Raw genomic sequence first — 13,055 nt, 5'->3', positions numbered from 1 at the left:
AGCTGAGGTAATTATTACAAGTATATGGTCAGAGGCAGAATCAGTATGATCTAAAAAAAACAATTTATAATCCAAACCAAATATATGCCCAAAGTGTAAAATAAATTACCAAACGCAAAAAAAAGACTGTCCAAGTTAGACAGCCTTTCTTTCACATTAAATGAGCTAGAAAAATTTGGGCAATTCCGAAGTAAATAAATAACGAAAAGATATCATTAAGCGTCGTAATTAACGGACCTGATGCAACGGCAGGGTCAATATTTAATTTATAAAGAATAATAGGAATAATGGTACCTGATAATGTTCCGATTATAAGTGTACAAATTAATGAAAGGCCAACAACTAAGCCAAGCATCAGATCGCTTTGCCAAACATAGGCAATAATCATAATAATAACGCCACAAGTAATCCCGATTATCAAGCCAACTAATAATTCTCTAAATATCAACTTTGTTACAACTGTTTTATTTATCGTATTAGAAATAAGTCCACGTACAACAACTGCTAATGATTGTGTTCCTGTATTACCAGTCATCCCTGAAATCATAGGCATGAAAAAGGATAGAGCCACTACTTTAGTCAGAACATCTTCATAATTGCTTATAATGCTTCCAGATACGACGCCAATAAATAAAAGTAAGATTAACCAGGGGAGTCTACGATAGGCTGCTACAGATGCTTTTGTATCAAAATCAATCGATTTCCCTGAGGCAGATAGTTTTTCGATATCTTCATTTGCTTCTTGGAAAACGACGTCAATCATATCATCGACGGTTACAATTCCCATCAAAATATTATCATCATTCACAACTGGAATGGCTAAGAAATCGTATTTTTGTATGGTTTGTGCCACTTCTTCTTGGTCTTGGTCCACTGTAACACTAATGACCCGTTCATACATAATGTCACGAATTTTATCCTGTGGTTCAGCAATCAAAAGGTCACGATAGGAAACAACACCAACCAATTTTCTATTTTGATCAATCACGTATAGATAGCTTAATGTTTCTGCGAAATCTGCAAACGATTTTAGCTTATCAACAGCTTCACGAGTAGTGTAATAATCGCGAATCCAAACAAAACGGTTTGTCATGAGACGTCCAGCAGTTTCGTCAGGATAGTTCATTAAGTTTTGTACAATTATAGACTCTTCTTTTTTCATTTCAGAAAGAAGCTCTTTAATTCTATCTGGTGCTAGTTCATTTAAAAGGGAAGCTAGATCATCATTATCCATTAAATCTAGCACTTTCCCGGTCTTGTCCATTCCTAATGTGTTTAGAACCTCAAGTTGTTCTTCTTTATCTAATTCTTCTAAGAGATGGGCTAATAAGTCGACTTTCAGAAAAAGCAAAAAACGAGCCCTATGCTTTTCGGGGAGGCTCTCATAAATTTGAGCTATATCATATGGTTGTAGCTCATCAACGATGGATTCAAATTCAGATTTATTATTGTCTTTTAGCGTCTGAATGATGTGAAGTGTGATTTGATTTTCTGTCATTTGGTGTATCATACTTCTCACTCTCCCTTCCGAGGTTTAAGGCAGTTATTCGACATATACCCTGTCTTATTATATGTAAATTAACGAAAGAATGAAATGGATAATTCTTTGCAAAAAAGGAGATCTTGAGAAAATTTTTGATAAAACACATAAAAAAACCTTGTTAAATATTCTGACAATAAACTTGAAAAGATTAGATTCTAAATTAAAATAGGGATATAACATGAATGACCGCAGGCAGCTGCCGCTATTGCGACTTTTTTTCGTATATCCTTAATAATTGGGTTAAGGGTCTCTACTAGAAACCGTAAATTTCTTGCTACGAAAAATATGCTTAACTAGCATATTTTTCGTAGTTTTTTTGTGTTTATTCCGAAATATAAACAAGCACAGGGGGATTGGAATGGGAAATATTTTAATCAGAAATGCACAAATAGTTACGATGAATCAAGCAGAAGATATTATTTTGGGAGATATTTATATAGAAGAGAATATCATAAAAGCTATCGGAAGAGATCTTCAAATAAATCATGTAGACAAAATTATCGATGCGACAAACAGAACGGTAATCCCTGGTTTTATTCAAACACATATTCATTTATGCCAAACATTGTTTCGCGGCAAAGGGGATGATTTAGAACTGATGGATTGGCTTAGAAAAAGAATTTGGCCACTTGAAGCCGCACATGACGAAGAGTCTATTTATTATTCAGCGATGCTTGGCATAGGAGAGCTGCTGGAAAGTGGAACAACTACGATTGTGGATATGGAAACCGTCCATCATACGGAATATGCTTTCCGTGCCATAGCTGAGAGTGGAATCCGAGCTGTTTCTGGGAAAGTGATGATGGATAAAGGGGATGAGGTTCCTTTGGCATTACAGGAAAAAACAGCAGAGTCTATTCAGCAAAGTGTCGACTTGTTGGAGAAGTGGAATGGCTTTGATGATGGAAGAATTCACTATGCGTTTTCGCCCCGCTTTGTGGTCTCATGTACAGAGGAGTTATTGAAAGAGGTAAAGACGCTTTCGGATAAATATAGGGTCAAGGTACACACCCATGCTTCAGAAAACAAGGGAGAGATTCAGATTGTGCAAGAAGAGACGGGGATGAGAAATGTTGTGTATCTAGATCATCTTGGATTAGCAAATGAGCGTCTGATTTTGGCGCATTGTATTTGGCTAGATGAAGAAGAGAAACGAATTATTAAAGATAAAGGAGTGCATGTGAGCCATTGTCCGGGTTCTAATCTAAAGCTCGCCTCAGGGATAGCAGATACACACCATCTCCTTTGTAATCATGCTTCGGTTAGCTTAGGAGCAGACGGTGCTCCATGTAATAATAATTTAGATATGTTTAATGAAATGAGATTGGCCGCACTTATTCAAAAGCCTATTCATGGTCCAACTGCCATGGATGCAAAAACAGTCTTTAGAATGGCGACTATAGGTGGAGCAAAAGCAGTTGGCATGGAAAAAGAAATTGGCAGTCTTGAAATTGGCAAGAGAGCAGATCTGGCTATTTTAAATCTGCATAATTTTCATACCTTTCCTTCCTATGATGTGGACCCGATTTCGAGAATAGTCTATTCCGCAACAAGAGCTGATGTTGAAACGACCATAGTGGACGGTAAAATAGTGATGGAAAATAAAATAATCAAAACGGTGGACAAACCTATTGTACTAAATGAAGCAGATAAAAGTATTAAAAGGCTGTTGAGCAAAACAAATATAAGTTAGTGCTAGCAATATACCGTGCTTCAGGGAGTGGTCATAACCATTTTTCTAAAGCACGGTGTTTTTTTGTGGTCTCTATAGGATAAAAGGGAAGAATGACTGATAGTAGGAAAATGTTGTTCCTTTTTTCTAAATTGAAAATTTTGTAAGCTATTTTGCCTAAATTTTGTTAAACTAAAATGGTTACAATAAGCACAACTAGATGTATGATGGAAAGTAAGGATAAGGGGTCTGTTCCATACGGACTTAAATAGAGGAAAAAGGGAAAAATTTTCTTGTAATCAGATAAATAAAATGGAATAAAAGCAATTTCAGCAATTAGAAAGTAAGCTAAAGCTATCCGTTTACAAGCTAATAATGTTTGGAGGTTTACTTGATGAAAAAAGGCAGTAATGATATTCGAGATGTGGTTTATATCCATTTAAATGAGAAAGAGCGCTTTGTTCTTTCTTACGGTATAGAGTTTAGAGAGTTTTATAGAATTTTGGCTGAGACTCTTTCCTCTGTTTTGTTGTTAAAGCATCAGTTTGAAGATGGAGAATTTAATATTCATACACAGTTCGAATATGTTCCAAACACTAAATTAGCAAAGTTATCAAAGGAAGATGTTTACGGATACGGGGATTTTGTATGGGTCGATTTTGATGAGACAGAGATTTTAGATATCTTAGAAGGTCAAACAATTGCCGAGCTTCTTTATTTGGGACATAAGCTGGAGCCGCTAAGAAAACCATTTTTTCAGCAATTGAATAATCAATATGCTTATTTGGCCCATGATGATGGCTGGTTTAATAAAATCTATTATAAGAACATGGATTCTTTTTATCAATTATTTGGGGATGTCATTGCAAAGAAAGTGACAGACCTTAAATTAGAGAAGGGGTTGCTTGGACTCAAAAAGAAGCGGATATATCCTTCCCCTCCTAATGAAATCGTCATGGAGCTAAAACATTATATGAATGAAGGAATGGTGTTATCCATTGAAAAAGCCTCTCAGACGCGATTGAAAATGGAAATTCCAATATGGATTTTAGGCGATTTTGATAATATGGATGATATGTACGAGGAATATGAGAAGAATAGCAAACAAAAAACGGATGCCTTGCTTATTTTTGACAAGAAATTAAGAGAATGGCATTTAACGAAGGCTTAATTGGTGGATAATATGAGTGAAAGAATAGTTGTAGGCTTTCCAGCGGAATTAAAGAAAATGACTTTTGTGGAGCGGCCTAACCGGTTTATATTGCATTGCTTGAATGAAGAGACAAATCAACTCGAAAGGGTGCATTTGGCCGATCCTGGAAGACTAATGGAGCTTTTAATAGAAGGGGTAACTATTTATGTTCTCCCAAGTATGAATCCTAATCGAAAAACGAAATGGACGGCAGTTTATGTCGAATCAAATGGTATTCTAGTGTCTATCAATACAACATATCCTAATAAGCTTGTTGAATCTATATTGAAAAAAGCAATCATTGAGGAGCTTTCTGTCTATCGATGGGTGAAATCGGAATACACATATGGAAGCTCTAGATGGGATTTTTTATTAGAGGATGGGGAAAAAAATCAGCTCCTTCTTGAAGTGAAAAGCGTTACATTAGCCAAAGATGGAATAGGGATGTTTCCTGATGCTATCACGAAAAGAGGCTCTAAGCATGTGCAAGAATTAACGGCTATTGCTAAGGAAGGAACATTTAAAACAGCTATTTTATTTGTTGTGCAAAGAGGAGATGTTGAAATAGTGACAGGTGCAGCAGAAATTGACCCAGTCTTTGCGAAAAACTTAGAGGAAGCTGCAAAAGCAGGGGTGCAATTACTAAGCTACACTTGTGTTTTAACAGAGCAAGGAATCGGATGGGGCAATGCTATTCCAGTGGATCCATTTTTAAAAATTAAATAAAAGGACATTTATTTTTGCTACCTTTGATGTATAATCAAAAAGGACGAAAAATGAAATAGATAGATGATGGTGAGACTTTTTGTAAAAGATTGATGAGGAATGTCGAAAGACTTTCTCTTTTTTCAGAAAGACTCTTAAAAGGGAAGTTGGTGAAAATCCAACACGGTCCCGCCACTGTAAATGATTGCACATGGAGAAGTGCCACTGTACTTACCTGTATGGGAAGGTTCTATTGTTGCGACAATCATGAGTCAGGAGACCTGCCATTTTCTATACACCTAAATAAACCTACGAGGATAGGGAGGTGTGGAGCGCGCTTTGAAATTATTTTTAAAGTCATCCCAACATCTCTATGGACGATAATAGGGATGTTTTTTATTTTTCACATATTTATTTCAGGAAGGTGAAGAATGATGAAAAAGTTTTATTCTTTATTTTTAGCAATACTGCTCGTAGTTGGGTCGCTTGCTGGATGTGGTGAAGGAAAGACAGAAAATAATAATGATAACAAGGAGCAGTCAACTGCACAAGAGGCTGCTTTTCCTGTAACGATTAAAGATGCAATCGATCAAGAAGTAGTAATTGAGGAAAAGCCAGAAAAAATAGTTTCTTTAATGCCTAGTAATACGGAAATTGTATTTGCGCTTGGGCTAGGAGATGAGTTAGTTGGAGTTAGTGATTATGACAACTATCCAAAAGAAGCAGCGGAAAAAGAAAAAGTAGGCGGCATGGAATTTAATGTGGAGAAAATAATCTCACTGAATCCAGATGTAGTTTTAGCACATGCATCTAGTGCCCATAATTCGACAGAAGGCTTGCAGCAAATCCGCGATGCCGGAATTGATGTTGTTGTTGTGAATGATGCAACTTCTTTTGAGGACGTCTATAAAGGGATGGAAATGATTGGACAGGCTACTGGAGCAGAAACGGAAGCAGATAAGCTTGTTGCTGATATGAAAGAGAAGTTAGCTGCTATCAAGGATAAAGCAGCAGCGATTTCTGATAGTGACCAAAAATCTGTTTATATAGAAGTAAGCGGAGAACCAAGTATATTTACGACTGGTACAAATACATTTATGCAAGAGATGTTAGATACCATTAATGCGAAAAATATTATTTCGGAAGAAGGCTGGATTCAAGTAGACCAAGAGGCAGTGATTGCAGCAAATCCAGATGCTATCATTACTACTTATGGTGCTTACTCAGAAACAAGCCCAATCGATCAAATTAGCTCGAGAAAAGGTTGGGAAGAGATAAAAGCAGTAAAAGAAAAGCAAATAGTAGATGTTGATTCTGACATGGTAACTCGTTCTGGTCCTCGTTTAGTTGAAGGAGTAGAGGCCGTTGCCGAAGCGGTGTACCCAGATGTTTTTAAATAAAAGAAAAGCGGCTTATGTTTATGCCGCTTTTTTTCTCCTTTTTGCGATTGTAATGGGAATATCTGTTGGAACTATATCTGTTCCTATTTTGTCTGTGGTAAAAATATTAGCAAGCTATGTTGGGCCAGAAAGCTTATTAACTAATGTCGAGCCAATGCATATCAATATAGTCCAAAATATTCGACTCCCTAGAGTGCTGTTGGCGGGACTTGTCGGTGCGAGCCTATCCATTTCGGGAGCTGCTTTCCAAGGGTTATTGAGAAATCCATTGGCAGATCCTTATACACTTGGGGTTTCATCTGGTGCTTCTGTTGGAGCTGTTATTACATTGTTCTTCCAATTAAGTATCCCATTTCTTGGCGCACTGACTTTGCCATTTATGAGTGTACTATTCTCCTTCTTTACGATTTTATTTGTTGTCTTTTTTGCGAAAAAAATGGATCCTGCGATGCGAGTGGAAACGATTATTTTAACAGGAATTATTATTGGTTCTTTTTTAAGTGCATTTATTTCGCTTATGATCGCATTAACAGGCAATGAACTTCGCCAAATTATTGGCTGGTTACTTGGAAGTGTCTCCATGAGAGGGTGGGAATATATAAAAATTATTCTTCCTTTCTTTGTAGTTGGTTCTGGTCTTCTTCTTTCGCAAGGAAAGGAATTAAATGCTTTAGCGTTTGGCGAAGAAAGAGCACAGCATTTAGGTATTCATGTACAAAGAAGAAAAATGATTATTTTGCTGGCTGGCTCTATGTTAACAGGTGCAGCGGTTGCAGTATCTGGGACAATCGGATTTGTTGGTCTTGTTATTCCACATTTTGTTCGAATCATTGTAGGGTCAGATCACCGTCATTTAATGGGGGTATCCCTTTTTGCAGGCAGTGGCTTTATGATTCTGGCTGACTTATTAGCTAGAACAATTATTTCTCCAACAGAACTTCCGATAGGGGTTATTACAGCTTTAGTAGGTGCCCCGGTGTTTGCGGGATTATTACTGAGAAGAAGGAAGAGGAGTTTAAACTAATGCTTAATGTACAGAATCTCTTTTTTCAATATGAAACAAAACAAATTTTACAGGATATTTCTTTTACGGTGAATAAAGGAGAAATGGTTGGTATCCTTGGACCGAATGGTAGTGGGAAAACGACGTTAATGAAAATTATTAGCGGCATTTTAACTCCACAGGAGGGACAGGTTGAGATAAAAGGCAAACCAATCGAGCAGTATAAAACGAAAGAATTAGTAAAGGTAGTCGCAGTCCTGTCTCAGCATGTGAATGAATCTTTTTCCTATACCGTTCGAGAAATCGTATCACTCGGGAGATATGCTCATCAATCCGGGCTGTTTCAGTCCTGGAGTTCTCAAGATGAAGCAGTAGTTACAAGCGTGATGAAACAAACGGGAGTCTTTTCATTTCAAGAGAAATCCATTCATGAATTATCTGGAGGCGAAAAGCAGCGTGTTTATTTGGCACAGGCACTCGCACAAGAACCAGAAATTCTCCTATTAGATGAACCTACAAACCATTTGGATTTATCTTATCAGAAGGAGTTATTGGATAACTTAAGAGAATGGAGCATGGAAAGAGATTTAACGATTGTTTGTATTTTCCATGATTTGAACTTGGCAGGATTATATTGTGATCGGCTGCTTTTATTACATGATGGAATGGTAGAAGTAGATGCCGCCCCTTCTAATGTATTGCAAGAAGAGAGGGTGAAAAGAATCTATCAAACAGATGTGAAAAGTACTTTTCATCCAAGTAGACCAGCTCCGCAAATAGCTCTAGTACCAAGAAATAAAGAGAGAAATAATAGGAAAATAGATACGGAAGCTATTACCATTTATTCAGATCGTGTAGAGGTAAAGGTTCCCTTTCCACTATACACTCTTTCATCAGGTGTAATAGGTGCAGGGATGGGATGGTATAAATGCTTTGTGAACAGACATGTGGATAAGAGATATCAATGCGAAGATTATCGGGAAGAAATGGAGGGTTATTTGCATCGAAATGGCTTTATTCCATCAGAAACTGTAGGGATGATGACAGCTGTTTACACAGAGGATGTAGCATATGAGCTTATCGAGCAGCGGGATTTTTCTGTGATGATTGTCGTAACAGGCGGAGTAGGAAATGCTGTTGATGCCGCAAAGACTAACGAGCATTCTTCCTTCTTAAATCCTGGAACCATTAATATTTGGATTTTTGTTAACGGGACATTATCAGAGCAAGCCTTCGTGCAAAGTGTCATTACGGCCACAGAAGCAAAAGCAGCGGTCTTGCGAGATCGGAAGATAAAAGATTTGGAAACAGGAACCATTGCAACAGGTACGTCAACAGATAGTATATTGGTGGCTGCTACCCAAGAAGGAGCCTACCTCGAATTTGGAGGTACGATAACAGCGCTTGGAAAATGTGTAGCACAAGGAGTCTATCAGTGTTTAGCAAAGTCGTTAGATAAAAGGAATAGGAGGATAGCACCTAAATGATCGGCCATTTGATTAGCATTACACTTGCGATTGTTTTAGATAAGCTTATTGGTGATCCTCCAAGCTGGCCACATCCGGTAAAAGGGATGGGGAGATTGATTTCCTTTCTAGATCAAAGATTAAATAACGGAAAGAGTCGGAGAATAAAAGGGTTATGGATGCTCAGCACGGTATTAATATTTACCTTTTTGATTAGCTACGTCCTCGTTTATATTAGCTATCAGCTTCATTGGTGGGTCGGGGTAATCGTGGAAGCTCTTCTTATCGCCACAACGATTGCCCAAAAGAGTCTAAAGGATGCTGCGATAGAGGTTTATGATCCATTGCAGGCTAATGATTTAGAGATGGCAAGAAAAAAGCTGTCTTATATTGTAGGCAGAGATACAGAGCAATTAGAGGGAGAAGAAATTGTCCGTGCGACGGTAGAGACAGTTGCAGAAAATACTAGTGATGGTATTACTGCTCCACTGTTTTGGGCATTTATTGGCGGAGCTCCCTTGAGTCTTGTATATAGAGCGATTAATACATGTGATAGTATGGTTGGTTATAAGAATGATAAATATGGAGATTTTGGGTATTGTGCTGCGAAATGTGATGATATCGTCAACTATTTGCCTAGTCGAATAACAGCCATTCTCGTGCTGTTAGTTAGTCGTAGTCCTTTCTATCGTAAAAAGGAAGCCTGGAAGTTGTTATTTCATGATGCAATGAAGCATCCCTCTCCAAACAGCGGCTGGGGTGAAGCAGTGACTGCGATTATCCTTGGTATACAGCTTGGTGGGATTAACTTTTACAAAGGAAAGAAGTCAGATCGTGCACGTATGGGAAGAGCACTGCAGCCTTTAGGAACTAGACATATTATCGAGTCGACTAAAATTGCTGATAAAGCTGTTGTTTGCTTTTATCTCTTTTTATGTATAGGAGGAATTGGATTTGAATTGGCCAATGCATGGAGCTAATCCTCAGTATATTTATGAAAAGACAAATGTAGAAATGCCGGTAAATACGATTGATTTTAGTGCTAATATCAACCCATTAGGACCTCCGACTATTTTATCGGACAACTGGGATGACTTATTTCAGACAGTCCATCTTTATCCAGATCCTTATGCAAGCAGTCTAAAAGAGAAAATTTCAGATCAGTATGGGCTTTGTCCAAAGCAGCTTTTAATTGGTAATGGAGCTGCGGAAATTATTTCTTTGTTGGGAAGAATTTTGGCGAGGAAAAAGGTATTATTGCTCCAGCCAGCTTTTTCTGAATATGAAGAAGTATGCAAAATTAATCATTGTGACATCTATCATCATTATTTAACAGCGGAAACAGGATGGGAACTAAATCCATCTAATTTGGAAAAGGATATCCGCCATGTAGATGCTCTATTTTTATGTAATCCTAATAATCCAACAGGGATATTTTATCCGAAACAAGTAGTAGAAGAATTGTTAGTTATTTGTAAAAAAAATGATTGCTATGTCATCCTAGATGAAGCTTTCTATGATTTTGTAATTGGATATGAGGATATGCTTCCTCTCTTAAAAAAATTCTCCAATCTTATTATTATCCGTTCCTTGACAAAGATGTACAGTATTCCAGGGATTCGCCTTGGTTATGCATTCGCATCAGAGGAAGTGATTGCAAAATTACAACAGTTTCAATCTCAATGGAGTATTAATGGAATTGCTTTAAGGGTTGGTGAATTATTAATGGGACAAGAGATGTTTTTAAATAAAACGCAAAGTTATATGGAAGAGGAAAAGAAAAGGTTATTTTCCTTTTTTAATAAACAGCAATTCGCTTATTCCACTTCTGCTGCTAATTATTACCTGTTAAGAGATACTAGTTTTACAGACCAAAAAGAGCTCCTGATTTTCTTATTAAACAATGGCATCATAGCAAGACATACATATAATTATCCGGGTTTAGATGGAAGATGGCTACGGTTTGCGATTAAAAGTAAGTTAGAGAATCAGCAATTGCAAGGAGTGTTAGCTAAATGGAAACAAAGTCATCCATCATCTTTGTAACTGGAGGCGTGAGAAGCGGAAAATCTTCTTTTGCTGAGAGATTGGCAATAGAATATGCAGAGAATGAAAAAGCAGATTTACATTATATAGCCACAGCTGTTCATTCAGACACAGAGATGCAAGAAAGAATTGCAAGGCATCAGCAACGAAGAAAAAAACAAAAGGTAAAATGGAATAGCCATGAACAAGCAGTAAATATTGGTGAATTGGCTGGAGTTTTTTCAAAAAAGGATGTTATACTACTCGATTGCTTAACTGTATTAGTCAATAATGAACTTTTTTATAAAGATCAACGGCAAGAAATGCTAGAGCTAAAGCTGAAAAGGGAGCTAATAGAGTTAAGCCGAAGCTGCAGATATCTTATTCTTGTGAGTAATGAAGTGACATATGAGATGTCATCAGATCCATTTGTACAGAACTACTGCAGGCTTTTAAATCAACTCCACTATTTCCTCGTGCAGCATGCAAAGGAAGCTTATTTGGTAGAATTCGGAATCGCGAAAAGCAAGAAGGGAGGAAAATAATGAAGGGGGTAATGATACAAGGAACTTCATCTGATGTTGGGAAAAGTCTGATTGCTACTGCTATATGCAGAATGGTGGCAAATGAGGGGATAAAGGTGGCTCCATTTAAGTCACAGAATATGTCTAATAATTCTTATGTCACGGTAGATGGAAAAGAGATTGGCAGAGCACAAGGAATTCAGGCAGAAGCAGCAAGGACGGTGGCAACTGTTTGGATGAACCCGATACTCTTAAAGCCAAGATCTGATTTACAGTCAGAGGTTGTCCTGCTTGGGGAAGCTAGTACGACTCTATCTGGAAGAGGGTATCGTGAACAGTTTTATGAGGAAGGAATTTGTGTTATACAAAAAAGCCTGGATTACCTGCAAAGCCATTATGAGATGACTATTATGGAAGGTGCGGGAAGTCCAGTTGAAATAAATTTGAAAGACAGAGAGCTTGTAAACATGAAGGTAGCAGAAATGGCTGATGTTCCTGTCATTCTCGTTGCGGATATTGATCGCGGCGGCGTGTTTGCGAGTATCATTGGAACCCTTGCCCTATTTTCAGAAGAGGAAAGGAGCAGGGTAAAGGGAATTATAATAAATAAGTTTCGCGGCGATCCAACTCTCTTTGAAGATGGGGTTCAATGGCTGAAGGAAAAGACAGGCATTCCTGTCCTTGGAGTCCTTCCTTTTATTCATAACCATATGATTGAAGGAGAGGACTCATTATCTATCCGAGAGAAAAGATTTACAACTACTAAAGCTGTGATTGATTTGGCAGTAGTAAACAATCGTTATATGTCCAATTTCACAGATATAGAACCATTTTTTCTAGAAGAAGACGTTAGTATCCGCCTGATTAATAAAGGCGAAGATTTAGGGAATCCAGATGCGGTTATTATACCAGGTACGAAAAGTACAATAGATGATTGGAAAGAAATGAAGAGGAAAGGATTAGCATCCCAGCTTAAAAGCTATTATAAGCAAGGTGGCAGAGTAATCGGATTATGTGGAGGCTATCAAATGCTTTGTACTACTTTGAAGGATCCACAGGGTGCTGATACTGGAAGCAGAGGCGAAGAAATAGAGGGACTAGGACTTATCCCCGCAAGCACGACCTTTGAAAAGAAAAAAGAGACGATTCGAGTGGAAGGCAGTTATCATCCTTCTACGAAGTTAGCATCAGAAAGAATAGAGGGTTATGAGATTCATTTAGGAAAAACAGAATATGCTTCTATAGACGATAGATGCCCGTTTTTATTGCTTCATAACAGCAGGGAAGAAGGCTATTATCGAGAAGATGGAAGATTGATAGGTACTTATATGCATCATCTATTTTATAATGATGCATTTCGCCATACGTGGTTAAATCAAATTCGAGTGCAAAAAGGAATGATGAAAAGGAAAAGGCTGTTTATACAAGAACAGAAGGATAAACGCTTTGATGCACTTGCTCATGAAATGAAAAAACATTTGAATTGGGAAAAACTATGGAATATCCTTCAGGCTGGTGATTGATA

General features: G+C 37.6%; 11 protein-coding genes and 2 riboswitches. Of the genes, 10 read left to right on the top strand and 1 reads right to left on the bottom strand.

Annotated features, from left to right (window positions below; genetic code table 11):
• Nucleotides 1–151: 151 nt before the first annotated feature.
• Entirely contained in the window at nt 152–1,510 is a 1,359-nt protein-coding gene (gene mgtE, locus ACTQ5K_RS06460; RefSeq protein WP_235252104.1) for a magnesium transporter, read from the bottom strand.
• A 231-nt stretch (nt 1,511–1,741) separates the two neighbouring features.
• Nucleotides 1,742–1,840, top strand: a riboswitch (purine riboswitch).
• Between the two features lie 61 nt (nt 1,841–1,901).
• On the opposite strand from mgtE, the gene ACTQ5K_RS06455 reads away from it, so the two are divergent.
• The 10 genes from ACTQ5K_RS06455 to ACTQ5K_RS06410 all read left to right on the top strand — a co-directional run bounded on the left by ACTQ5K_RS06455 (nt 1,902) and on the right by ACTQ5K_RS06410 (nt 13,053).
• On the top strand, nt 1,902–3,236 hold the full coding sequence (locus tag ACTQ5K_RS06455) for a 5'-deoxyadenosine deaminase (RefSeq protein ID WP_031536274.1): 1,335 nt from the start codon (nt 1,902–1,904) through the stop codon (nt 3,234–3,236).
• A 373-nt stretch (nt 3,237–3,609) separates the two neighbouring features.
• Nucleotides 3,610–4,386 (top strand): hypothetical protein, encoded by a 777-nt coding sequence (locus ACTQ5K_RS06450; protein WP_251627849.1) that lies wholly within the window; start codon nt 3,610–3,612, stop codon nt 4,384–4,386.
• A gap of 12 nt (nt 4,387–4,398) precedes the next feature.
• Nucleotides 4,399–5,133, top strand: coding sequence for a DNA/RNA nuclease SfsA (sfsA, locus tag ACTQ5K_RS06445; protein WP_031536276.1), 735 nt, complete (start codon nt 4,399–4,401; stop codon nt 5,131–5,133).
• 83 nt (nt 5,134–5,216) lie between these two features.
• A riboswitch (cobalamin riboswitch) is annotated at nt 5,217–5,415 on the top strand.
• A gap of 131 nt (nt 5,416–5,546) precedes the next feature.
• Nucleotides 5,547–6,512, top strand: a complete 966-nt coding sequence (locus ACTQ5K_RS06440; RefSeq protein WP_031536277.1) for an ABC transporter substrate-binding protein — start codon at nt 5,547–5,549, stop codon at nt 6,510–6,512.
• A complete protein-coding gene (locus tag ACTQ5K_RS06435) occupies nt 6,499–7,536 on the top strand; it encodes a FecCD family ABC transporter permease (protein ID WP_031536278.1) in 1,038 nt (345 codons plus the stop codon). Before ACTQ5K_RS06440 ends, ACTQ5K_RS06435 begins: the two co-directional genes overlap by 14 nt.
• Nucleotides 7,536–9,002, top strand: coding sequence for a heme ABC transporter ATP-binding protein (locus ACTQ5K_RS06430; RefSeq protein WP_031536279.1), 1,467 nt, complete (start codon nt 7,536–7,538; stop codon nt 9,000–9,002). The genes ACTQ5K_RS06435 and ACTQ5K_RS06430 overlap by 1 nt, the downstream gene beginning before the upstream one ends.
• Nucleotides 8,999–9,961 (top strand): adenosylcobinamide-phosphate synthase CbiB, encoded by a 963-nt coding sequence (gene cbiB / locus ACTQ5K_RS06425; protein WP_031536280.1) that lies wholly within the window; start codon nt 8,999–9,001, stop codon nt 9,959–9,961. The genes ACTQ5K_RS06430 and cbiB overlap by 4 nt, the downstream gene beginning before the upstream one ends.
• On the top strand, nt 9,936–11,027 hold the full coding sequence (locus tag ACTQ5K_RS06420; RefSeq protein WP_441993790.1) for a pyridoxal phosphate-dependent aminotransferase: 1,092 nt from the start codon (nt 9,936–9,938) through the stop codon (nt 11,025–11,027). The genes cbiB and ACTQ5K_RS06420 overlap by 26 nt, the downstream gene beginning before the upstream one ends.
• Nucleotides 10,997–11,551, top strand: a complete 555-nt coding sequence (locus ACTQ5K_RS06415; RefSeq protein ID WP_235252108.1) for a bifunctional adenosylcobinamide kinase/adenosylcobinamide-phosphate guanylyltransferase — start codon at nt 10,997–10,999, stop codon at nt 11,549–11,551. The genes ACTQ5K_RS06420 and ACTQ5K_RS06415 overlap by 31 nt, the downstream gene beginning before the upstream one ends.
• On the top strand, nt 11,551–13,053 hold the full coding sequence (locus tag ACTQ5K_RS06410) for a cobyric acid synthase (protein WP_031536283.1): 1,503 nt from the start codon (nt 11,551–11,553) through the stop codon (nt 13,051–13,053). The genes ACTQ5K_RS06415 and ACTQ5K_RS06410 overlap by 1 nt, the downstream gene beginning before the upstream one ends.
• The last annotated feature ends 2 nt before the right edge of the window (nt 13,054–13,055 follow it).

Origin of the sequence: Niallia sp. Sow4_A1, assembly GCF_052116745.1 — a bacterium.
Lineage (GTDB): Bacteria > Bacillota > Bacilli > Bacillales > Cytobacillaceae > Niallia > Niallia hominis.
Note: the sequence above shows the minus strand (reverse complement) of the source record. Positions and strands in the feature narration are given on the sequence as shown.